This is a genomic window from Bacillus sp. BB51/4, assembly GCF_008368845.1.
GTDB classification, from domain to species: domain Bacteria; phylum Bacillota; class Bacilli; order Bacillales; family Bacillaceae_G; genus Bacillus_A; species Bacillus_A wiedmannii.
On record NZ_QOSC01000008.1, the window covers coordinates 112356 to 134792 of the forward strand.

Annotated in this window: 21 protein-coding genes; 8 read left to right on the forward strand and 13 right to left on the reverse strand. The window is 36.8% G+C overall.

Annotated features, from left to right (window positions below; translation table 11 throughout):
- Window positions 1-90: 90 nt before the first annotated feature.
- Together DN392_RS09220 and DN392_RS09225 are read right to left on the reverse strand one after the other, a co-directional pair.
- Window positions 91-603: a DUF3278 domain-containing protein gene (locus tag DN392_RS09220; RefSeq protein WP_048560327.1), complete on the reverse strand. Its 513-nt coding sequence runs from the start codon at window positions 601-603 to the stop codon at window positions 91-93.
- Window positions 604-795, reverse strand: a complete 192-nt coding sequence (locus DN392_RS09225) for a helix-turn-helix transcriptional regulator (RefSeq protein WP_001067016.1) — start codon at window positions 793-795, stop codon at window positions 604-606.
- 375 nt (window positions 796-1170) lie between these two features.
- Between DN392_RS09225 and DN392_RS09230 the strand changes: the two genes are divergently transcribed.
- The 5 genes from DN392_RS09230 (at window position 1171) to DN392_RS09250 (ending at window position 5759) form a co-directional block, all read left to right on the forward strand.
- Entirely contained in the window at window positions 1171-2364 is a 1194-nt protein-coding gene (locus tag DN392_RS09230; RefSeq protein WP_088321287.1) for an efflux RND transporter periplasmic adaptor subunit, read from the forward strand.
- Complete coding sequence (locus tag DN392_RS09235) at window positions 2361-3041, forward strand: ABC transporter ATP-binding protein (protein WP_048566688.1); 681 nt, start codon at window positions 2361-2363, stop codon at window positions 3039-3041. Before DN392_RS09230 ends, DN392_RS09235 begins: the two co-directional genes overlap by 4 nt.
- Window positions 3038-4240, forward strand: coding sequence for an ABC transporter permease (locus tag DN392_RS09240; protein ID WP_000054368.1), 1203 nt, complete (start codon window positions 3038-3040; stop codon window positions 4238-4240). Before DN392_RS09235 ends, DN392_RS09240 begins: the two co-directional genes overlap by 4 nt.
- Window positions 4241-4368: 128 nt before the next feature.
- Window positions 4369-5070, forward strand: a complete 702-nt coding sequence (gene yknW, locus DN392_RS09245) for a YknW family membrane protein (protein WP_088321288.1) — start codon at window positions 4369-4371, stop codon at window positions 5068-5070.
- A gap of 218 nt (window positions 5071-5288) precedes the next feature.
- Window positions 5289-5759 (forward strand): sigma-70 family RNA polymerase sigma factor, encoded by a 471-nt coding sequence (locus tag DN392_RS09250; RefSeq protein WP_074651561.1) that lies wholly within the window; start codon window positions 5289-5291, stop codon window positions 5757-5759.
- 55 nt (window positions 5760-5814) lie between these two features.
- Here the strand turns inward: DN392_RS09250 and DN392_RS09255 are convergent, their stop codons facing one another.
- Window positions 5815-6321: a competence protein ComK gene (locus tag DN392_RS09255; RefSeq protein ID WP_064460097.1), complete on the reverse strand. Its 507-nt coding sequence runs from the start codon at window positions 6319-6321 to the stop codon at window positions 5815-5817.
- Window positions 6322-6515: 194 nt separating this feature from the next.
- Here DN392_RS09255 and DN392_RS09260 point away from each other — a divergent pair, with 194 nt between their 5' ends.
- A complete protein-coding gene (locus DN392_RS09260; RefSeq protein ID WP_000731403.1) occupies window positions 6516-6914 on the forward strand; it encodes a DUF4359 domain-containing protein in 399 nt (132 codons plus the stop codon).
- Between the two features lie 19 nt (window positions 6915-6933).
- Here DN392_RS09260 and DN392_RS09265 read toward each other — a convergent pair whose 3' ends face one another.
- Together DN392_RS09265 and DN392_RS09270 are read right to left on the reverse strand one after the other, a co-directional pair.
- Window positions 6934-7149 (reverse strand): DUF2922 domain-containing protein, encoded by a 216-nt coding sequence (locus DN392_RS09265; RefSeq protein ID WP_001197599.1) that lies wholly within the window; start codon window positions 7147-7149, stop codon window positions 6934-6936.
- 94 nt (window positions 7150-7243) lie between these two features.
- The gene (locus DN392_RS09270; RefSeq protein WP_000257711.1) at window positions 7244-7468 is read right to left on the reverse strand and encodes a DUF1659 domain-containing protein; all 225 of its coding nucleotides are present in this window, start codon (window positions 7466-7468) and stop codon (window positions 7244-7246) included.
- Between the two features lie 110 nt (window positions 7469-7578).
- Between DN392_RS09270 and DN392_RS09275 the strand changes: the two genes are divergently transcribed.
- Window positions 7579-8064, forward strand: coding sequence for a VanZ family protein (locus tag DN392_RS09275; RefSeq protein WP_088321289.1), 486 nt, complete (start codon window positions 7579-7581; stop codon window positions 8062-8064).
- Between the two features lie 24 nt (window positions 8065-8088).
- Here the strand turns inward: DN392_RS09275 and DN392_RS09280 are convergent, their stop codons facing one another.
- The 4 genes from DN392_RS09280 to DN392_RS09295 form a co-directional block, all read right to left on the reverse strand.
- Window positions 8089-10845, reverse strand: a complete 2757-nt coding sequence (locus DN392_RS09280; RefSeq protein WP_088321290.1) for a DEAD/DEAH box helicase — start codon at window positions 10843-10845, stop codon at window positions 8089-8091.
- Entirely contained in the window at window positions 10829-12448 is a 1620-nt protein-coding gene (locus DN392_RS09285) for an SWIM zinc finger family protein (RefSeq protein WP_000939124.1), read from the reverse strand. The genes DN392_RS09280 and DN392_RS09285 overlap by 17 nt, the downstream gene beginning before the upstream one ends.
- A 298-nt stretch (window positions 12449-12746) precedes the next feature.
- Window positions 12747-13049: a DUF3910 family protein gene (locus DN392_RS09290; RefSeq protein ID WP_001102531.1), complete on the reverse strand. Its 303-nt coding sequence runs from the start codon at window positions 13047-13049 to the stop codon at window positions 12747-12749.
- 79 nt (window positions 13050-13128) lie between these two features.
- On the reverse strand, window positions 13129-14007 hold the full coding sequence (locus DN392_RS09295) for a cell wall-binding protein EntA (protein ID WP_048566682.1): 879 nt from the start codon (window positions 14005-14007) through the stop codon (window positions 13129-13131).
- Between the two features lie 665 nt (window positions 14008-14672).
- Between DN392_RS09295 and opuD the strand changes: the two genes are divergently transcribed.
- Window positions 14673-16187, forward strand: a complete 1515-nt coding sequence (gene opuD / locus DN392_RS09305) for a glycine betaine transporter OpuD (protein WP_001229107.1) — start codon at window positions 14673-14675, stop codon at window positions 16185-16187.
- A gap of 613 nt (window positions 16188-16800) precedes the next feature.
- Here the strand turns inward: opuD and DN392_RS09310 are convergent.
- From DN392_RS09310 to DN392_RS09325, 4 genes are all read right to left on the reverse strand, one after another.
- A complete protein-coding gene (locus DN392_RS09310) occupies window positions 16801-18102 on the reverse strand; it encodes a glycosyltransferase family 2 protein (RefSeq protein ID WP_064470701.1) in 1302 nt (433 codons plus the stop codon).
- Window positions 18099-18854 (reverse strand): diguanylate cyclase domain-containing protein, encoded by a 756-nt coding sequence (locus DN392_RS09315; RefSeq protein WP_088321291.1) that lies wholly within the window; start codon window positions 18852-18854, stop codon window positions 18099-18101. The genes DN392_RS09310 and DN392_RS09315 overlap by 4 nt, the downstream gene beginning before the upstream one ends.
- 260 nt (window positions 18855-19114) lie before the next feature.
- Entirely contained in the window at window positions 19115-20326 is a 1212-nt protein-coding gene (locus tag DN392_RS09320) for a NupC/NupG family nucleoside CNT transporter (protein WP_001051033.1), read from the reverse strand.
- Window positions 20327-20672: 346 nt separating this feature from the next.
- On the reverse strand, window positions 20673-22394 hold the full coding sequence (locus DN392_RS09325) for a C40 family peptidase (protein ID WP_064449588.1): 1722 nt from the start codon (window positions 22392-22394) through the stop codon (window positions 20673-20675).
- Between the last annotated feature and the right edge of the window lie 43 nt (window positions 22395-22437).

Genomic DNA, 22437 nt, shown 5'->3' on the forward strand with positions numbered 1-22437 from the left:
CTATCCAGTTGTTATATTGGATAGCTTTTATATTAGCAAAAATAAAAAGTATGTAAAATTGCAGTTTTATGTGTAAGTGATTTTTGTTAATTAGTATAATTTTTTTAGGTTTAATAAACCAATCATGTACATAGTTACACCGAAAAATATACCGCCGCAACTCCAAAGCCCAACATCAAATAAAGAAATAGAGATTTCTTCTGAACCTACATAGGGAAGGATATAATTCATAAAAACAAACATTTGAAAGCCCCAAAGTACACCTGCTTTTAAGCCCGCTTTTCTTAATTTTTTCTTATGTTGCAAATACTCTTCTTTTGTTGCACATTCAGTCTCATTTAAACCTTTTTTCTTAAGCTTAAATGTTAAATAATTAGCATAAATCATATTAGATAGAAAAACTAATATAGTTCCTATAGATATTGTGTGGTTCATAGTATCAACAAGTAACATAATAAGCATTACCAACATATTTAACCACCATAAACCAATTCCAGCTACAGATAATTCTTTATTGATTTCTTGTTTTTGATATTCATCTCTCTCACTCATTGTTCCAACAAAATTATTATAAACTCTTTCTTTCCATTCAATTTTCATCATTTAATCTCCCTCCCAAAATAGACTGTTTAAATCTGTTTTTAGTGCTTTTGCTAATTCGATACATAAGGCTAAAGAGGGGTTATATTTATTGTTTTCAATTAAGTTTATTGTCTGTCTCGCTACATTAACTTTTTTAGCTAATTCTAGCTGCGATAGACCTTCAGATTTTCGATATTGTTTAACGTTATTCAAATATAAACCTCCTATTAATAATTGTAGACCTCGTGCATTAGAAATGTCATTTATATATGACATTTTATAATTGAATAAATGAAATGTCAAATATATGTGACAAAAATGATAATGGTGCAATTAGGAAAATGATTTTAATAATTTATCTTGGTAAGGAGTTTATTAATAAGGAATGGCTTTTCTTATATTAATATAACCTTTCCTTAAATCTATCTTAAAAGACAATATGTCATATTTCTAATCATTGGAATTTTTGTTACAATATAAATGGATGTGTAAAACTTTGTAAAAAGAATGTAATAATATGTAATTCATTTTCAGAAAGTTTTATACAATTTTTACATTAAACTATTAAGTTATAAAAGGAGAGAGAATATGGTACCAAATACGGTTCGTACTCCAAACAAGAAGAAGAAATGGATTATTATCGGGGTTATTGCACTAATTGTTATTGTAGCAGCAGTTAATATTTTTATTATGCAAGGCAAGAAGAAGGGGGCAACAACAACGGCTGATGCTGTGAGCTTTGAGAAGGTAACGGAGCGAAAGCTTAATAATACGAAGTTAATTTCTGGTCAGGTGAAGCCTGGGAATATTGAAAGTTTTTATGCAGATCCAACTAAAGGAAAAGTGAAAGATATTGAGGTAAAAGAAGGACAAGAAGTAGAAAAAGGTGCGAAGCTATTCTCTTATGATAATGAAGAGATTAATTTACAAATGAAGCAAGCTGAGCTTGATCAGAAGATGGCGGATATGCGTTATGATCAAGGAAAGAAGAAAATTGATTCGTTGAAGAAAGAAATTAAGAAGGCAAAGGATAGCGGAGCTGGGAAAGAAGTAACAGATCCGATGGACGAGCAAGTAAGTGAGTTAGAGATGGCGCAAAAGACAACTGATCTTGAGAAGGAAAAAGGGAAGTTGCAGAAAGAAGAGTTAAGTAAAAAGCAGAAAGAGCTTACGATTTATAGTAACTTTACTGGTGTCGTTCAAAAGTTAGATAAAGATGCGGCGCAAAGTTCATCTCAAGCGTTAGGTGGTCAAGGGAAAGCATTTTTACAAGTGGCGTCTAAAGAACCATTCCAAATTCAAGGGACGTTAACTGAGCTTCAAAAGTCACAAATTCAATCAGATCAAACATTTACTGTAACTGCGAAAGCAAATAATAAGAAGAAGTGGACAGGTAAAATTACAGAGGTAAGTGAATTCCCAACGAGTGCAGAGATGGCTCAAGCTGGTGGTATGGGTGAAGCGACTCAAAATATGTCCCAATATACATATAAAGCAAGTCTTGATAGTCAAGATGGTTTATCTCCAGGTTATCATGTTTCATTGCAAGTAAATTTAGAGAATAAGACGATGATTGCTGTTCCAACTAAGAGCATTGTAGAAAAAGCTGATGATGCATTTGTTTATATTGAAGAGAAAGGGAAGCTTCGTAAACAAAATGTGAAAAAAGGTTCTACTGATGGAGATTGGACAGAGATTGTTGAAGGCGCAAAAGTGGGGCAAAAGGTGGTTAAAAATCCTTCCGACGACGTGTATGACGGAATGGAAGTGAAAGAGAAATGATTACGTTAAATAATATTGCTAAAACGTATTATCAAGGAAAGTTGGCAGTGCCAATCTTACATGATATTAGTGTAACGATTCAAAGCGGTGAGTTCGTTTCGATTATGGGACCGTCTGGTTCTGGTAAATCAACGCTTATGAATATTATCGGTTGTTTAGATCGTCCAACAGAAGGCGAATATATGCTGAATGATGTGAATATCTTAACAGCAGATGAGTCAAAGCTTGCTTTAATTCGTAATGAATATATCGGTTTTGTGTTTCAGCACTTTAATTTGCTGCCGCGTCTTTCAGCAGTAGAAAATGTTGAACTTCCGCTCGTATATGGTGGGGTGAAGAAAGCAGAGCGTCGTCAAAGGGCTCTGGAAGCGCTTAGTAAAGTCGGTTTATCAGACAGGGTTCACCATTTACCGAATGAGTTATCAGGTGGACAGAAGCAGCGTGTTGCTATTGCAAGGTCGATTGCGAATAATCCAACGTTCATTATGGCCGATGAGCCTACAGGCGCGCTTGATACGAAGTCTGGTGAGCAAGTTATGGATATTTTCACGAAGCTTAATGCAGAAGGTACAACGATTGTTATGGTTACGCATGAAGAGGAAGTAGCAGCGTATTCTTCCCGCCGCATTGTACTGCGAGACGGGAAAATTACAGAAGATAGAAGGTGTGCGGTATGAGTTTACTAGATAGTATAAAAATTGCCCTATCTTCTATTTTAGCTCATAAACTGCGTTCAGCTCTTACGATGCTCGGTATTATTATCGGCGTTGGTTCTATTATTACTGTCGTTGCGATTGGGCAAGGCGGGGAAGCGATGCTGAAGTCGAAATTCGCAGGTTCTGGTGGTAATAACCTTATGCCAATTCAATTTAAACCAGATATGAATGATGAGTTTGCTATAGGCGGATTTGAAATACCGAAGTTAACGGAAGAGGATATTTTAGAAGTAAAACAAGTGAAAGATGTTTCACATGTTATTACGACAAATTCGACGACAGAGATACTAGATGTAAATGATAAAAAAGCAAATCTGAACGTTATTGGTCTTGATAATGAATATTTTGCGGTTAATAAAGTAAAGGTCGTAAAGGGACGTACTTTAAATGAATCAGATATTTCTCATGCAAATAACGTTGTGATGATTAGTACAAAAACAGAAAAGACGTTATTTAAGGACGTAAACCCAGTTGGGCAAATTATTGAGATGAAAGGACAACCGATGCAGATTGTCGGTGTGTATACATCTGATAATGAGTTTATGGGATTTGAAATGGAAGAAGCGTTAATCCCCCTTACATTATGGCCTGTTTTATTCGGAACAGATGATATTCAAAATATCGCAATTCAAGCTAAAAATGTAGACGATTTAGAAGCAGCTGGGAAACAAGCTGTTGATGTATTAAATAGTCGTAAGCCAAGTGAAATTCCAGGTAAATATGAACTAGTGAATTTAAAAGAATTCCAAGAAAATGTTTCTAAAGTAACTGGTATTATGACGATGATTATCGGTGGTATTGCGGGTATTTCATTAGTCGTTGGTGGTATTGGTGTTATGAACATTATGCTCGTATCTGTAACGGAGCGTACGCGTGAAATTGGGATACGTAAAGCGCTTGGGGCAACACGTAGTAAAATTTTATTACAGTTTTTAATTGAAGCAGTTATGTTAACGCTTCTAGGTGGTTTGATCGGAATTGGTCTTGGATATGGCGGGGCATATATCGTTTCCACATTTGCGAAATGGCCACCGCTCGTTTCATGGGAAGTTGTCGTTGGTGGCGTACTATTCTCTATGACACTCGGTATTATTTTCGGATTAATTCCAGCAAATAAAGCTGCGAAATTAGATCCAATTGAAGCATTACGTTATGAATAAGTTAGTAGTGTAATAGAGAGGGAGCTCTCTACTACACATTACCGTTCTAGTGGGCGGTTCGTAGCCTCTATGTTGAGGAAGTGAACCGCCCGTTAGAACGGGTTATATAAATAGAAGGAGGCGTTATAATGGAAGCGAATTTGAATACGCAAAAAGCTGGTGGAGAGAAGCCATCATTGTTTGGAATGATTACTTCTCCTGGTTTACAGTTTGAGAGAATGAAGACGACTGAGAAAGTTTGGGGTATGTTCTTCATAGTGGCGCTATTACAAGGACTTGTGGGTGGTTTAAATTCGTATATTACGTATACATCACCTGAGATGATTGAAATGCAAAAGAAATTAGGTGGTGCACTTGCAGAGCAGGGCTCGCTTGTATCAAATTTAATTTCTAGTACGATATGGGGAATAGTAGGTGTTATGATTGCAACATTAGTTGTTGCAGCTATTTATAAAGTGTTTATGATGTTTTACGGGAATGATACTTCTTATAAAAAAATAGTAATGATTATTGTATACGCGGATATTATTGTTATTATTGGTGGACTCATTAATGGTATTATAGCTTTAATTTTAGGTGCTGCACCAACTGCGTATACAAGTTTAGGTCCGTTATTTGAGAAAGGCTCACTTGCATATGGAATCGCTAATTCAATTGAAGTGTTCTATTTATGGAATTTAGTTTTAATTTGGTTAGGATTACAAGTTACAGCAGGATTAAGTAAAGTGAAAGCAGCTATTCCAATTATCGTTTTATTCATTATTAAGGCTGTATTCTTAGCTGCGATTGTTGTATTGATGGCAAAGTTTTTACCAGGTTTGCCGGTATAATATGATTGGACTAAAAGGTGGCTCTCCCGAGAGTCACCTTTTTTATTTTTACCCTTATTTCAAATACGACCAGCAGAATTTCAAATTCTACTTCGTGTAATTTCAAATTTCGGCGGTAGTATTTGAAATTACTCACAGTGAAATCGCTTCTTTATTTTTATATTGTGGAGGTACCGGCGGAATAACAAAGAGGTATACCTTTTAGAAGTGGGTACTGTGTGAAACCAGCAACTTTTACAGAGACAGTTGTTTTGTATGAAGGAATGATTGTAAATCAAATAAAGAAGTTAGGTATTTATCAAGATCATGAAGAGTATTATCAATGTGGTTTAATTGGTCTTTGGCATGCGTATGAAAGGTATGATGCGGAGAAGGGAAGTTTTCCTGCATATGCAGTTATAACTGTGCGTGGTTATATATTAGAAAGATTGAAGAAAGAGTTTGCAGTGCAAGAAAAGTGTGTATGTGTAGGGGAATATGAGGATGTCTTCCATTTTGAAGATATTGAAATGAGAGCAAAGGATTTTATGAGTGTATTAGATGAGAAGGAGAAGTATATTATTTTCGAACGTTTTTTTGTAGGGAAGACGATGGGGGAGATCGCTAGCGAGATGGAAATGACCTATTATCAAGTGAGGTGGGTGTATCGGCAAGCACTTGAGAAAATGCGAAATAGTTTAAGAGAATAAATATGATTATAAGAATGGAAGGCAATGGATATTGCTTTCCATTCTACTTATTCTGTTACGGTAGTAAATGTAATAAGAGGTTTTTAAATTGTAGTGAATCTTGCATGTTCATACGTGATAATACGTATCCAGCTTTTAATAATTGTTGTTTTAACTTATGGGGACTGATATGTATTGTTGTAGTTGTGCCATTTGAAAAATGAATGTTAGCTTTTTTACTCTTTTTGAAAAATTCTATGTCATATATATGGTTATAAAATAGCCATATACAGTTTGGAGAAGAAGGAGATTCTGTCGGGAAAGCACAAATATATTCTCGATGATTAATCGGAATTGGGACATTTTGTTTAAATTTAAAGTTTGTTTGGACTGCATTACGTCTGCCTTGATAAGTAGAGTGAACATTGGTTAGACAAGATTGCTTGATGAGTTGGAGAGCAGTTTGACAGGAGTAAAGATGGTTCCCGCTACTGTCGATAATTTTGGTGCGATAATAAGGGTGCTTGTAAGGTTCCAGCATCATTGTAGAATTAGAAATAATAATATCATTTTCTTCATTCATAAATTTGATTCCTCCCTTATGAATAATTGTAATACCGAATATAATTATATACGAATTGAGTAAATTTATTGTTAATATTCCGTTTCATATTGTAAATTTTGGCTATTCGTTTACAATCAATAGATGTTAGTCTTTCTAATTTGCATCGCTTGTACATATATATGAAAATAGAAAAGAGTAGGCGGTGAGATAGTATGAAGAAAAAGTATATTATTATGGCTCTAGTTGTTGTTCTTCTAGTATATTTAGCAAATAGTAATCCGAGTAAAGGTGAATATACAGACTGGGCAGCGAAGCAGTTTATGAAACGTAATGATGTAAGTAAGAAGCTAGACGAAGTTCAAAAGGAAAATGAAGAGGGTCTCCTTGGCGATTTAGCATCGGCTGGTAAGAAGTTGGCGAAAAAATATGTTGAGCCACAAGTTGGATTATTAATCGAGAATTATACAAAGCGAAATGATTATATTTTCTTCTCAACATATACGACCGAGTTTGATATAGGCGGAGAACACTATAAATATGTATGCGTCGGTTTTTCAAAAATCTTTATTCCGATTGAAATGCCGAAGAAAAAAGACGAATCTGCAAAATGATGCAGATTCGTCTTTTTGTTTATAAGTTAATTGGAACTTCAGATACATTCTTTTCTACGAGACGGGCTCCTTTTTTTCTGGTATTTTCATTAATTGATGAAAATACAGATGAGGCAAGGATGGTATCCATTACTTGATTTACGACTTGTGCATCGACGGGTGTGATAGGTTTTTCGATAGAAAAAACAACTGTTTTTCCATCTTCTTTCGCGAAAATTAATTCTAGTACTTGCATACTTTATTTCCTCCTTTTTATTTATCGTGTTATATGCGGGTAGGGCGATCGGTGTAATCAGCGGGGGGTGCCCGCCACTGATTAAAGTTCCACCTTATAGGGTAGAAAGATCTGATGTGCTAACAAGTTGTATAGCGTGAAGCGGTGATGCTTGTAAAGAAGCAAGAGCACGTGCTACGTTTTGTACTTGCTCTAAGTTTGCGTTTGTTTTAACACGCTTAAATTGTTTTTGCTTAAAAGCTGTTTTTCCGTTCTTATCTAATCCACTGTTTAAGACAAGACGTAAAGTTAAGTCCGTTACGATTGTTTCGACTGCCATGTTTATCACCCCCTTTCACTTTATAAATAGGGTGCAAATGTCACGTTTTGGCGTGAAATTTATTCTTTTTTTTGGTACGCTTAAAAGACTAAGAGAGGGGTTTCGGAAGAATGAATCGTAAATGGTTATTTTGGATTCCTGTTTTACTATGGATGGGGTTGATTTTCTATTCCTCGGCACAACCATATAAAAAGCAGGATATGCGTTCGGATATTGAACAATATGTAAATGTTGAGTTTGTGGAAGAGCATTTTTCGTGGGTATCTATCGATTATGGTGGTGGTACACCTGTTAGCATTGCAAATAAAGGTGTAGGCGGATTTATTGAGTTTTTCCTTCGTAAAGGTGCTCATTTTATGGTGTTCTTTATGCTCGGTTCATTGACGTATTACGCTTTTCATCGATCGGGTTATTCGAGAAAAAGGTGCTTCCTATACGCTCTTCTATTCGTTGCGGGATATGCAACATTTGATGAAATTCATCAATGGGCTACGGGAGATCGTACACCGATGTGGCAAGATTCATTACTGGATACGTGCGGCGGATTAACAGGAATTATAATAAGCAATTGGTTTTGGAGTAGAAAAAGGAGCTAATCTTTTGAGATTAGCTCCTTTTGTTTATACACCAAGTAATTCTTTTAGTTCATCTGTAGATAGTTCGGTCATCCAACTATCGGTTGTAATGACGGCATTGTTTAAGGATTGTTTTCTTTCTAACATTTCATCAATTTTCTCTTCGAGTGTCCCCGTTGTAATAAGTTTATGAACGTGAACGAAGCGTTTTTGACCAATACGATATGCGCGGTCTGTTGCTTGGTTTTCTACAGCTGGATTCCACCAGCGGTCGTAGTGAATGACATGGTTGGCAGCGGTTAAGTTTAAGCCAGTTCCACCTGCTTTTAACGATAAGATGAAAATGTCATACGTTCCGTTTTGGAACTGCTCGATCATTTTGTCACGTTCCTTCTTCGGTACACTACCGTTTAAGAAGAGGACGCGCTGACCGAAATGTTCTTCTAACACATTTTTTAGCATGTTCCCCATACCGATGTATTGTGTGAAGATTAAACAACTTTCATTTTGATCTTTTATATTTTCAATTAGTTCCATTAGCGTGCTCGTTTTCATGGAACGTTCGATGATGTCTTTTGGTTCTGTTTCTTTTAAATAAAGAGCAGGATGGTTACAAATTTGTTTAAGTTTGTTCAGCATGAGTAATATAAATCCGCGTCTTTCAATCCCGCTTAATCCTTCTACATTTTGCAATGTATCTTGAACAAGTTGTTCATATAAGGAAGCTTGTTCACCAGTAAGTGGACAGTACGCTTTCTGTTCTTGTTTATCAGGCAAGTTTAATGCGACGGTTTGATCTTTCTTCGTACGACGCAGTAAAAACGGCGAGATAAAACGTTGAACTTGTTGGATTTTTCCTTCGTCACGGTCCTTTTCAATTGGTGAGACGAAGCGGCGCTGGAATTGTCCTAAGCTGCCGAGATATCCATGATTAATGAAGTCAAAAATAGACCAAAGCTCGGCAAGTCGGTTTTCCATCGGTGTACCGGTTAAAGCGATTTTGTGATTTGCTGGCAAGTTTCGTACTGCTTTCGACTGTTTCGTATGTGGGTTTTTAATATTTTGTGCTTCATCCAAAATAACAGCATCCCAGCATAACGTACTAAGTTCTTCTTCATCAAGCTGAGCTAATGCATAAGATGTTAATACAACATCTGCTGATTGAAGGAAGTCTTTAAATGATTCGCCTTTCGCTCGGTTACTTCCATAATGTAACTGAACACGTAAATTTGGTGCGAAACGCTCAAATTCTTTTTGCCAATTTCCAAGAACAGATGTCGGTGCCACGATTAAAGCAGGGCCTGTTTGGAGATTGTTCTCTTTTATATATAGTAAGTAAGTGATCGTTTGAATGCTTTTTCCAAGTCCCATGTCGTCAGCTAATAATGCTCCGAATCCAAGCGTTCTTAAATATAATAACCACTCAATGCCATGTTGTTGATACGGACGGAGTGTTGCGTTTAGTGCAGAAGGGACATCTACTTTTGGAATATCTCCAATGTGCAATAGTTTTTGGAATAGCTCTTCATAATATCCATCTAGCTCGATTTCAATATCGGTAAATGGACTATCTTCTTCTACAATTTCTGTTTCAGCAGTGTTTGATAAATGTTGCTGAAGGACATCTTTCATTTCTAGTCCATATTTATCGGCACGGTTCATAAGCTTTCGTACTTCTTCAATAAAGGCTGGATCCAGTCTCATCCATTGACCATTTATATTGAATAACCGTTTGTTTTGTTCAACGAGTTCGAAAAATTCGCTTTCGGATAAATCAATGCCGTTCGTTGAAATGCGCCAGTCAAAGTTAACGAGTGTATTCATGCCGAAGAAAGATTGCGTTTGGGTAGCATTTTGCTTCAGTTGCACACGTAATTTTGGTTTTGTCGCTTTTAAATTTTGCCACCAGGATGGCAGTAAAATCGTAATACCTGCAGCGAGTAATTCGTTACTTGCTTCTGTTAAGAAGTTCCACGCTTCTGTTTCAAAGAGCTCACTTCGGAATGTATCGCCTTCTTTTAACCACGGTACGAGCTTACTGAATCCTTCGTGTGTTTCAAGAACACGTTCTTCATAATCGTGCCATCGTTTTGGCAAAGAATCGATACTTTCATATACATATATGCGATGTGCCCCGCGCTTTGGTGTAACAATTGTCTCAAGCTTCCACATTTCAAACTCTTCTTGCGGCTCTTGTAGCCGTAGTCCGATTGTAAAGGGAAGGTCATCTTCAATGTAACCAATTTTTCGAAGCCAATCTTCTTCATGTAGTGCTGCATCCAATTGTCTTTTCGTAAAGTCGTAATGTTCATAAAGTCTCTTGGCATCTTCCCATCCATCGTTTGAACGGTTATCTTGTAATATGCTTTCATTTACCGCGGCCGAGAAAAGAGATGCCAATGTGTCATCTTCGATTGGGGTATTTTGCACTTTCCAAGATGGTTGCTGAGACCAACGCTCCATATCAGGTACGAAGCTACCGCTTGTGAAGGCATCCCATAATTCGTTCGCATCTTTCGTAAGTGCTGTAATAGGGCCATTCATTTGAATATGGGCAAAGGAGTTCATCGGTTTATTAGCGATGTATTCAAATGCTTGTGCGTTTGTTAGCATAACACCTTGTTTTCCTTCAAAGGTCGCTTCTTTTAGAAACGTACCGTAGAAGGAAGTGGAGTGCCACGTAAATGCATTTCGTTTCCAACTTGTTACGGATAATGGAGTACCGCTGTCATTTTCTCCCCAAAGGAACCAACCTTGACTAACGTGCTGGAGCCTAATTGTTACTTCAGTTTGATTGATCATCGATTAATTTTCCTTTCCGCAATTCCTCTTGTAGTGCACGCAGACGTGAATGTAAGTTTGCGATGTGAATAATGAAAGCATCCCATTCATCAGTGCGCTTTAATCGTTTATATAATGTACGTAATTTCTTTAAGTAACGAACTGCACGTCTATATGATTTGCGGTTTCGCTCTTCAATGGCCTCGGTAGCAGCAAGGTGATAAAGAGGAAGGGCTGCTTCTGGTGCTTCCTTTTCAATATCTTTCAGCGGCTCTTTCAAAAGTTCAATTGCTTCAAACCCATGTAAGAGCTGAAGTTCTGCCCATGTACGATATTGCTTTTTCGCGAGTACGTATTGCTCATAGTTTGCGAAACTATATGGTAGTAGCTCTTGCAAAATCATTTCGAGTCCGGCTTGTTCATTTGTATGGGTTGCATACGTTTCATACATGATGACAAATAAGCGAACGATATCTTTTATGAAAATCGTATTTTCGTGCTCATGTATCGTTTTCTTCACTTGTTTATACGTAAAGGAAAGCCAGTTTTTCGCACGATCCCACTGCATTGTATTTAATAGCTCTTCTAACCAATAGAAGTACAGACTTACAACAGAAGCAGGCTGTTTTTTTAGTAAGTCCATCGCTAATAGGTCTTCGTCATTTAAAAAGAGTAGGTGAGAAGATGCTAATGCTTTGGAAAGTGGATTGATTTTCGTATCGATTCGCTTTTCTTCTTCTTGCAGTTTCTCTTTATTGTGTAAGAGTTCACTCCATATGTGACGATAAATAAAAAATCTTTCTTGCGTATAGGCATCGGTGGAGAAGAATACTTCGTGAACGAGACGAGCTGTTTCTTGCAAAATTGCTTCAGACTCTGAAGGAATCGCTTCTGATTGTAAGTCCCGAACGATGGATTCCACTTTATCTACAAATAAGCGAACGACGTTAACAGGCTGGTGATAAGAATACGTTTTATTTGCTTCGAAGTCCTGAATTTCTTCTAATAATTTTTGAAAGCAATAAAGCGCTGCGTGTAGCCTGAACAACTCATGTATCGCAACGATACGCGGAGCTTTCCGCTCGAGTTTCGTATAGAAGTCTGTAAAAATACTCATAAGAAAATACATTTGTTTATAAGTAAGCCGAGCTTGTTCTTTTTTAAATGATTCATATTCGTTGTCAAAATACGATTGCCAACTTTTATAATCCGTTTCTTCAAACGCTGATGATTGCAATACTTGTCTTGCAGTTCGAATAGGAGGAAGGGAAGGTTTCGTATTATTTTTAAATAAAGTTAATACATCTCCTACTTGCCCGAAACTAGATGCTGCAGATAGTAAAACAGCGAGCATATGCTCACATTGCGTTGGTGCAAAGCAATCGCAATAGCTTTCAGCGACGTTACGAATCGGGATATGGACGCTATATACGCTGCCTGCAGCATCTACAGTTCCTGATAGCGTATAACCATCAAAGTCAACGTTGTAGACAACACCACTACGATATAGGTGCCGAGCTGTAGCGACATGTTCCTGATCAGCTGTTTGCTGTGGATCTAGTCCTTGAACGAACTCATTCGCAATCATCATAATTTCATCTTTCGTAATTGAGTGTTGCAGCATAATATTCCTCCGTACACATATTTCTTTCCTTTACCATTATAAACAAAAAATGCTCAAAACAGAAAAAATGAAATTTGGATTATCATATTGTAACTGTGAATGGAGGTGGAAAGGTGTTTTTCAATATTTTTGAACGGCATCTTTTTTGTAGTTTACTTCTCTTGTCAATCTTTGTCAGTAAATCGATATTTCGTGTCGAACCGTTAATATATTTTTCTCTACTCATGTTTACAAAGGGAAAATAAAAAGGATATCACTTAGCCGAAAAAATTCGACTAGGTGATATCCTTTTTTACAATTATGAGCGCGTTTCCTTTAATATCGCTTGCACATATGGATCATGTAATATTTGTTCTATAATTGGTAACATGTTTTGTTCGAATGGAATATCGATAGGAAATGGCTTTTGTGAGCCGGGTTTGATTCCATATTGGACAATTTTGTAATGTGTATTTTCTTCAAAGCTGAGCACAATTAATCTATATCGATTGTCATCGCCAGCGAGTGAAAAGTCAATGGAAGTAGCGTCGTATGTTACTTCATCTTTATATATATACGGTTTTGGTGTACCGATCCAGTCTACTTTTGCTTGTACATTCATGAACATAACCTCCTTATAGTTATTATAAAAAAATAAAAGCCAGCTCTCAACAAAGAGAACCGGCTTTAGCAGTCATTGGTTATTTTAAAATTTTCACTTTAACAGTTTTGCGTCCCCATTTTTGAGCAGCGCTATCTGATCCAAGTAGAATGTCGATACGGTTACCTTTAATTGCACCGCCAGTATCTCCAGCGATAGCTTCTCCATAACCTTCAACCCATACTTTAGATCCTAATGGAATTACTTTCGGGTCAACAGCGATCATTTTCATGTTTGGGTTCGCTGTTAAGTCATGACCCATTGCAGTTAATACACGGCCACCGTATGTGCCACCGTTTTCGCTTGGGTGAGCTGTATATGCTGTAGCTACAACTGTTAACTCACGACCACCAGAAGGTGTGTTAGTTTCAGCAGCTTTCACAGCAGGCTTAGCAGCTGGTTTTGCTTGTGCTGCAGGTGCTTGCGCTTTAGCTGGTGCTACAGTTTTAGCAGGAGCAGGTTGTTCTTGTTTCTCTATAACAGGTGCTGTACCTGTTAAGAAAGGAACGTGAACATAAGCTGTTTTCCCGTTATATTCAAATTGTAACCACTCATTTTGTACTTGGTTCGTTGTTTCGATCATATCGTCTTTCTTCAACGTTCCAAGAATTTCTGAGTTTGTGTTCGTTTCAGCACGTACGTTTAATACGTTAGCTGTTACGTAGTAGATGCTTTTTGTAAACTCTGTACTTACGAATGCGTCTTTACCATCTAAAGTGATTTTTGACCATCCGTTCTCTGTATTTTGAACATCTATTTTATTCCCGTTTAGTAATTTACCGACAACTTTTGATTCCGTAGTAGGGTTTTCGCGTACATTTAGTACGTCTGTTGTTACAACAGTTTCTGCATTAGCAGATGATGTGAAAATCCCAAGACCAAAAACTGCTGCTGTTGCTATTCCAATTAATTTTTTCATGATAGCCTCCATTGCGTTTGTTTTCGTGTCCTCATTATAGCAACAGATTTTTTCGGATTTGAGGAAAACACACAATTACAAACCATTCGTAATCAGTCGTTAACATCCTGTAATATAGCAAAAAATATAAGAAAGCGTTTTTCATTCTATATGATTAGTAGGTTTCTACTTATATTCAAAATATTTAATACAACATATTGTTTTCGGCGTAAATAAAAATATTACAGGAGTATTACATAATGTTTACTAAACGGTTACATTCCTTGAGTATTTTACCGTTTTATGGGTAATATAGTTATATAAACATAAACATTTCGTTTGTGAAACTATAAACACGTGCTATATACTAGCAAAAAAACCGCATAATTGTTACAAACAGAAAGGGTTGCAAGGAAGAAAAATGCCCTTTTTTACATCTGTAACACATCCTTTTTTGGGAAAACACATTCCCCATCCGCATTTTTCTCGCACAATTTGACAGCAGTATTTCGATCTTATAGCTCTTGCAGAGTAAAAAGATTATACGGAAGGTAAGGCTGTCCATAAGAATTCTAGTTGGTGAAGGTGAAAGTAAGAAAATCACCGTAAAATTATAGTTTTCTATCCGATTTTACATATCGGAATTTATGTTATTTACAAAAGTGAAACCTACGAAGGGGGATTTGATGAGGAAACTGACAAAAACATTCATCGTTTCATTAACATTATGTATTGCATTTACAATTTGGGGGATTATTCCCGAATCTATTATTGGAAAAGGTAGCTTAGGAAATGTAACAACCGCAATTCAAACTGCACTAGTTAGTAAGTTTGGATGGTTCTATATTATTTCTGTTTCTATTATTTTAGGTGTGTCTATCTTTTTAATTGTTTCGAAATACGGTTCTATTCGTTTAGGTAAAGATGATGATGAACCTGATTATAGTTATATGACATGGTTTGCTATGCTATTTAGCGCTGGTATGGGTATCGGTTTAGTTTTCTGGGGCGTTGCTGAACCATTAAACCATTTGTACGCACCTCCGTTTGGAGAAGGTGCAACTGAGGAAAGTGCGCGTCTTGCATTACGTTTTTCATTTTTCCATTGGGGATTACATCCGTGGGGACTATATGCATTTGTAGCGCTGTGTATTGCTTACTTTACTTTTAGAAAAGGAAAAGCAAGTACAATTAGTGCGACAGTAGGTCCGTTATTCAAAGACGGGGAACATGGACGTATTGCTCATTCATTTGATGTGTTAGCTGTTTTTGCAACTGTGTTTGGTGTCGCAACATCATTAGGTCTTGGTGCGAAACAAATTGCTGGTGGTGTTAGTTATTTAACATCTATCCCGAATTCATTGCCGACACAGTTAGTTATTATTGCAATCGTAACCGTGTTATTTATGTTATCTGCGCAAACAGGTCTTGATAAAGGAATTAAATATTTAAGTAATGCGAATATTATTTTGGCGTTTGCACTTATGATTATTGTATTATTTGCAGGTCCAACAAACTTTATTATGAATTACTTCACTTCAACAATCGGTTCTTATATTCAGGAATTGCCAAGCATGAGCTTCCGCTTAAGTCCATTAGATGAAGGTGGAAACCAATGGATTCAGTCGTGGACTATCTTCTATTGGGCATGGTGGATTGCATGGTCACCATTTGTAGGTACGTTTATTGCCCGTGTTTCACGAGGACGTACGATTCGTGAGTTCGTTATCGGTGTGTTACTCGTACCGACTGTAATCGGTGCGCTTTGGTTCTCTGTTTTCGGCGGGACGGGTATTCATATGGAGCTGTTCGGCGATGCACATATCTTTGAAAAAATTAAAGAGATGGGGACTGAAGTAGGATTGTTCGCTATGTTTGATCAGATGGGAAGCTTTGGATCAGCTTTATCTGTGCTAGCAATTCTTCTGATTTCTACATTCTTTATTACATCTGCAGATTCTGCGACATTTGTTTTAGGGATGTTAACGACACATGGTAGTTTAAATCCGCCGAACCGCATTAAAATGGTTTGGGGTATCGTTTTAGCCGCACTAGCTTCTATCTTATTATATGTAGGTGGATTAGAAGCCTTACAAACGGCAGCTATCATAGCAGCATTCCCATTCGTCTTCGTTATTTTCTTTATGATGGCAGCATTATTTAAAGAGTTACAAAAAGAAGGACGTATGAAGCGTCATTAATAATAGAAGGAAAAGGAGCTGATTATGTATCAGCTCTTTTTTATATAGAAGGAATTTTAACTGCAAGTCAGGGAAATAAAATACTTTACTATGTAAGTAGTATGCCTTTTATACGAAGATAAATCGATACATTTCGACAATGTTCGATATCTTGCGGATTCTATTTGTATTTTTGACAAAAAATTGTCGGAAATGTGTTGTCACGTTTATTTATATGTGCTATATTATTTCCTGTAAGCGATTTCAAATAGTTTTAAAGCGCATTCAAGGGGGACATCTAGAATAATGAAACGTTACGAAAGAAAGTGGAAGCATATTTGTTTGAAACGTGTGGCACATCGTAGTGTCCAAGAAAGCACGGAACCTAAGACTGAAACGCGCAAAGAACAGCAAGAGAAGCAATTGGTTCTACAAAAATAGCAATCACTTTTTCGTATATAAATGAAGGTCAATCGTTCGTTGGGGGATGGACGTGAAATTACTTTCAGCTAAGGGGTATTGTCTGATATATATAATTTATACGGCAATAAATCAGCACAGAGCATACGGCGCTCTGTGCTGATTTTTATTTACAAAACTTTAATCAGTGGGAGAACTCCCACTGATTAAAGTTTTACTTTTCTTTTTTGAATCGAACTGTTTTATCCCAGCCAATGACTTGTTTCTTGCTCTTTGCACGTAAGTATAAAATTAAGCTGCGAATGAATAAGTACGTAAAGAGCTGTGCGTACGTAAAGTACATGATAACACTAATAAAAATATTAGTTGGTGTAAAGGTTCGTTCCACACTCTGGGCACTAAATAATTGAGAAACATATGTAATATATGCGACATACCACATAAATAGTAGCGGAATGCTATATTGAATTTGGAATATCCCGAGTAACCCAATTACAAACCAAACGTTCGAGATGATTAAGAATAGCCAAAATACAACATACACTAAAACTTGTTGTAAGGAATGGACGAGAAGTTTTCCTTTAAAGAAACTTAAGGAAGAAAACATTTTTTCTAAAATGTACAAGTTCCCTTGGAGCCAACGTGTACGCTGCTTAATAAGGATTTTTAAATGCTCAGGTTCTTGTTCCCATGTAATCGATTCTGGAACGATCGGTAAGAGATAGCCTTTTTGTGTAATTCGTAATGTTAATTCAGCGTCTTCTGCAATTGCATACGGGTCATAGCCGCCAAGTTCTTCTAATGCAGAGCGACGAAGAAGCATATTTGTTCCTGTTAGTGAACCTGTTTGGAATAGTAACCAGCGTCCTGATTGCATAAGGAGCTGGAAGATTTGAAATTCTAATGAAATCATTCGTGTTAGCCAGTTTCTGTTTTCATTTACAGTACGAACGTGACCAACAGCTCCAACAGCATCCTCGGTTGTTTCAGCGTGTTCTACAAGCATTCGCAGTGCATGTGGTTCAGGCTGGTTATCTGCATCATACACACAGAAGTATTCACCATCTGAAATACTAAGACCATAGTTTAGTACACGCGATTTCCCTTTTGGTTCACCCGCCGGAACACGAATGTGACGAATATGAGCATAAGCTTTGTCAAAATCGTCACCAATTTCAGGTGTCTCATCTTGAGAGTTATCGTTTAATAAATAAACAGTTAGTTTACCTGGATATTCAATCTTTGCCATCGCCTCTAAAGTATCTTTAATAACGACCCCTTCATTGTGGGCTGGTATTAAAATGTCGACGCTTGGATAATGTTCTAGCGTACGATCTTTTCGTTTCCTATTTCGGTGAACTAAACCTGCGAGTGTTAAGAAAGAATAGTAAACAAGTAAGGCAGAGAATAGAAAGGCTGTAAAAATAAGTACATATTTAATTGAAAATGTGATACTGATCCAAAAAACGAGTACGCAAAACAGGAGGAATAAAAGAAGTATAACGAGTGTCATCATAATACTGTCGGTCCTTTTGTAGCGATTTGTTCTCGTTGAATCTTAATGTCTTGAATTGCCTCAGCTGCAAGCCATTTTTCCATTTTGGGCTGTAGACGGTTCATTACAATATTGGCACCGGCTTCATTTGTGTTTTGTAATAAAATGACTAATGTGTTGTTATCATATTCAGCAACAAGATCAAAGTCAGCTCTTACCGTTTCAACTAATAATGAAGCTATACGGTCCATAACACTTTCCTTCGTATATTTACTAAAGGAAGTGAAGTCAAAATAAATTATAACGCCTGTTTCATTACGACGATTCATTGCATTTATTAATAATGCTTGTCGTCTTTCGAATTCTTGTCTTGTTAATAATTTTGATTCTCCAATGTATTGTTCTAACGTTCTCACACGTTCGGTTAATTCTTGATTTTCATGAATAACCTTCTTTAATAAATGAGTTGATATATATACGATGAAGAAGTTTGCTGCCATTAGGAAGTGAGTAATAATGTATTGCCATTGTTCTGATGTGCTCCATAAGTAAAGCCATGCTTGGTAGAATAGGTAGAACACCGAAACAATGGTTCCTAATATGAAGAGAACAAATGCAGTCTTATCAGGCAAAAATAGAAATAGTACATTAACCATTACATATATAATTGTAAAAATGAGAGCATGCTCATATTGCGTTACATGTACAGTTGTAAAATAAAATAAAATTTGTAAAACCCACATAGAGAGGACTTTATAGAAGTTATCTTTCACAAAACTTTCCTCCTTAAAGATAATTCATGCAAGGATACTTGTAGTATGCACAATTATTAAGAAATAGACCGGATGACTAGATTCTTTTTGAGAGAGCAACAATAAGTAGTATCCTTCTTTGGTAAGAAAAAATAAACAGACTTACTAATTATTGTATCATAATGTTCTTATATTTCGGCATAAAGTATTTAATATATACAAAAAAAGTAAACATAATAATAAAAAGTCCCCTCTTTAGAAAGAGGAGACTTTACATCATTTTATAGGAACATCATACCTGCAACTGCTGCATTTAAGAAGTTCGCTAATGTACCAGCGATAACTGCTTTAATCCCTAATTGTGCAATTTGTTTACGGCGAGTAGGAGCTAACGTTCCTGTTACACCTAATTGAATTGCGATAGAAGAGAAGTTTGCGAATCCACAGATTGCGAATGTTAAAATTAAGTTTGTTTTCGCAGAGAACTCTGCCATGTGTGGTCCTAAGTTTGCGTATGCAACGAATTCGTTGATTGCAAGTTTTTGACCGATAAAGCTTGCTGCTTGTATAGCTTCACCAGGAGAAACCCCGATTAAGATAGCAAATGGTGATAGTAAGTAACCAAAGATTAAATCAAGGCTAAGTTTAATATCGAACCAAGAACCAACCCATCCTAATAAGCCATTTAATAAAGCGATTAATGCGATGAAAGCCATTAACATTGCTGCTACGTTAATAACAAGTTGCATACCTTCAGATGCACCACGTGCCGCTGCGTCAATAACGTTTGCATCTTCACGTTCTGTAGAAAGTTCAACGTTATTATCTACTTTTTCTGTTTCTGGCATAATTAATTTCGCAATTAATAAACTTGATGGAGCTGCCATAATTGCTGCTGCTAATAAGTGTTCTAACGGAATACCCATTGCTGCATAGCCGACAAGAACTGATCCGGCAACAGCTGTCATACCGCTTACCATAATAGTGAAGAATTCACTATTTGTTAAACGTGCTAAGTAAGGTTTAATTAAGATTGGAGCTTCAGTTTGTCCTAAAAATACAGTTGTTACTGAGTTTAAACTTTCTGCTTTAGAAGTTCCAAGAAGTTTACTTAATGCGCCACCAACGACACTAACAAATCTCTGCATAATACCAAAATGATATAAGATTGCAACTAATGAACTAATAAATACGATTGGAAGTAGTGCTTGAATGAAGAAAACAAATCCCCAAGGGCCTTTTGCGTTGACTAAATCCCCAGCAACGAACTTAATTCCCTCGTAAGAAAAATTAATTAATCCTTGAACGCCATCTGCAGCGTATTTTAAACCTGCTTTTCCGGCATCCCATCGTAATACGATAAATGAAAATGACATTTGTAATGCTAGCGCGATTAAAATTGTGCGCCAATTAATAGCTTTGCGGTTGGAAGATAGTAAGAAAGCAATTGCTAATACTCCAATCACGCCGCCAATTCCCCATAAAAGATTCATGCAGTGTATGCTCCTTCCTCATAGTAAAAAAAGTGTATAAACCAGTTGTCTATACGTTTACGAATATAACATCTTAAGTAACTTATCATAATGGACATCGGAGGTCAAACGTCTAACGAAAAGTTTAAATAAAAAGAAAATTCTTTAAAAAAACACATATAAAATGATTAAACATGAAATAGGTTATGTTTTTTATGTAAAAATATACATTATGATAACGTTATGGAGTGTTTTTGTAGAATATAGTGTATGAAATAGGGAAATAGATACATTATTTTTTCGGGGATATAGGTGACATATATTAAAAAGAGCCTTCTAGTAATCTAGAAGGCTCTAAAAATATAACTTAAGGTGCTTTCGTGTATCCTAAGAAATGGCTCTTCCAATAAGAGTTACTTAATGAAGCGATTGCTACACCTTTATCTCCGGCTTGGATAAATGATCCGCCTCCAAGGTAAATACCCATATGAGAAGGACCTGCTTTATAAGTATCTTTGAAATAAATTAAGTCACCTGGTTGTGGACTTGAAGTTTGTGGTAGGCTACTCCAATATCCTGCAACACTTTGACGACTAATGTTATGACCAAATTTCTTAAATACGTGGTAGATGTAACCACTGCAGTCAACACCAGTAGCAGAAGTACCGCCCCAAACGTACGGTACGCCTTGCATTCCTTTTGCATATGCAAGTATGGAAGAACTGTCGCCGCTATTATTACCTGTATTGTTATTGTTATTATTGTTATTTTGGTTGTTGTTAGGCTTATTATCTACTGCGCCACCAACTGGTGTTTTAGAAAGGTAACGTGTTCCGATGTAACCAGTTTGACCGTTGTAGTTAATTTTGCTCCATCCAGAGTTTTCAGAGATTACTTGAACCTTCTGTCCTTGTGGAAGTGCCCCTATGATTCTATAATTTGTACCTTCGCCGCTACGTACGTTTAAGGCAGAAGCATTAATGTAGTAGTTGCCAATTGCACCTTGATCAGGTTGTTTTGGCTGTTCAGGAGTAGCAGTGCCACCTTTAACGAATTTTACAAACTCGCTACTAACGAAACCTGTTTTTCCTTGATAGTTTACTTTAAACCAACCGTTTTCAGATCCAACTACGTTTAATGTAGTCCCATTTAACACGCCACCAATTACACTATGGTAAGCAGCAGGGCCTGTACGAACGCGTAGAGATGTTGCGTTAACAACGTAAGTACCACCAGTTTGAACGGTTACATTATTATTTTGTTCTTGTTTGTTACCTTGTGTAACGTTGTCGCTAGAACCGCCTTTTGTTACGTAGTCTTTGCTTACGTAAGCAGCTTGTCCAGCGTAATTGATTTTGAACCAATCTTGAACTTCGCCAACAACTTGTACGACTTGTCCTTTTGTAACAGACCCTACAGTTGTGTGAGAAGTGCTAGGACCTGTACGAACACGAAGGGAAGATACATTTACTGTATAGTTTCCGCTTGCTGGTTTTACAGATTCTTGGTTGTTATTATTCGTATTGTTGTTTGAAGAACCTGCATTAGAAGAAACACCAGATACGAATTCGCCACTTACATAGCCAACTTGTCCATTATGGTTGATTTTCACCCAACCATTTTCTTGACCAATTACGTTTAATGCTTGTCCTTCATATACACGTCCTGAAACAGAACTAGAAGTGTTAGGAGCGGTACGTACACGTAATACATCAGCAGTAACTTTATTGTTTCCACCTGTTGTACTTACATTGGAATTGCTTGCACCATTTTTTGATACAAATTCACCGCTAACAAAGCCTGTTTTTCCATTAATGTTAATTTTGAACCAACCATTTTCTTCGCCAATCACGTTTAGTGATTGACCGTTATAAACGCGAGAGATGATGTCGTGAGAAGTACTTGATCCTGCACGAACATGTAATACACTAGCGTTTACCGTATAAGATGAGCTGTTTGATGCAGAAGCTTGGACAGTTGTAGCAGCTTTTTGTGTATTTTGTTCAGGGGCAGCTTGAACACTATCAAGTGTAGGTGCTGCTCCTCCTGCTACAGACACTGCCGCAAGACCGGCAAGGTATTTTTTCATAATTTGTCGATTCCTTTCTGTCTGTAATGTAGTTAAGAAATAT